Below are 1,514 nucleotides of genomic sequence, written 5' to 3' on the forward strand. Positions count from 1 at the left end.
ACCCACTTCGCCGCGGGGTGGAGCAGCCCGGTAGCTCGTCAGGCTCATAACCTGAAGGTCACAGGTTCAAATCCTGTCCCCGCACCCAAGATCTAGAATGGCCTCCTTCGGGAGGCCATTTTCGTTTGGGCGCTTGCCTTTTCGCCAGGCCGCGCAGGCCGGCGCGCTCGACGGCCGAGATGTGCACGAAGATATCGCCGCCGCTGCTGTCCGGCTGGATGAAGCCAAACCCTTGGTGCTGTTGAACCACTTCGCCCGCCGCCCGGACTGTGGGCGCGCCAAAGTGTGTCGCCGGCGCTCGCACGAGATTCGGCGCCGAAGCGCGGCCTTTACGAACGTGAAGCCGCGGGAATTCGGGGCGCGGCGATGCGAGATCGGGCCGCCGGCGACATACTTCAGAATCTTGGCGCCGGCCCAGGGTTCCGGCCGTCCGAGGCGATCCACCTTCCAGGAGCCGGGCAGGAGCGGATGCGCTCATCCGCCTCGGCGCTTCAGGCGTCGAATCGACGCCCCTTCTTCGGTGAAGAGGTTTCTTCCAACCAGTGCGGTCGGTCTTCTCGCGAAGGGAATCATCGGTCTCATGCCGGGTCGCCTATCAGTCGGGCTTCAAGTCTCCAAAGGCCTACCCGCCGATCCGATCACAATCGGCCGGAAGGCGCTGTGATCTCGCACGTCCATTCGCCGGATCAGGCGGGTTCTCTCATCAGGTCGAAGGGTCTTCACGGCCGGGGCCGGGTGTCCAGGGCTCGCCGAGATTTGAAACCGACGGGCCCCTAAAGCGATTCTCGAGTTCTCCGAGCCGCCGCGCCAGGGGGATGGCGAGAACCAACCGGCGTTTCCACGGAAGGGCCTGGTCGGCGCGCCGAGCAGAATCCACCTTCCGCCACGCGTGGGGCGTGGACCGGCTGATCTGGCCGCCGTCGACTGATTCTCCACATGCGGGTTCGCGACGGCTGTGGTTGTCCGGACCGATTTCAACGAGCCCCGGGGCAGGCGGGGCAGGCGGGGCTGGCGGGGCGCCTCCGCCGTCACGACCACCGCATGGATCGGGATGTGGCCGGAGAGGGGTTGTCACCGCGCCGTCATGCAGCTATATCGACCCCTCGCCCGGAAACGCGACTGCGATGGCAGGGCAAGAACCGTAAGGCTCTTGCTTTTTTCAGTCGATTTCGCTAAATTCCGCGCCTCAATCGACTCGGTTATGGATCCAGGCGGGCAGCCTCGGCGGCCCACGGATCCCTTTTTGTCTCTTCGTGGCGGCTACGCGCCCCTTGAAAGGATGGAAAAACGAAACGGTTGACACTGGGGTGGTGCTTCACTAGAAGCGCTGCTCCTCACTGAAGTGAAGAGTTCGGCAAGAATTCTGAAGTTCAGTGAAGTATTCAACTCCGAAGGCTCGCTGGAATTCAGCGGAATTCGCGGTTGACAGGGTGGTGTGGTTTCAATAGAAGCCGCGTTCCCGGGAGTAGGGAGGGGGGTTCGCAAGAGCTTCTGGAGCTACTCTTCAGGTCTTG

General features: G+C 63.2%; 1 tRNA gene and 1 pseudogene. One reads left to right on the top strand and one right to left on the bottom strand.

What is annotated here, in order from left to right:
- The first annotated feature begins 11 nt into the window (after positions 1–11).
- A tRNA-Met gene (locus tag BM066_RS25715) sits at positions 12–88 on the top strand.
- Here the strand turns inward: BM066_RS25715 and BM066_RS27455 are convergent.
- A pseudogene (locus BM066_RS27455) lies at positions 59–282 on the bottom strand (cold-shock protein). The gene BM066_RS25715 and the pseudogene BM066_RS27455 overlap by 30 nt on opposite strands.
- Positions 283–1,514 lie beyond the last annotated feature (1,232 nt).

The sequence above is a fragment of the Caulobacter sp. UNC279MFTsu5.1 genome (assembly GCF_900114015.1).
Lineage (GTDB): Bacteria > Pseudomonadota > Alphaproteobacteria > Caulobacterales > Caulobacteraceae > Caulobacter.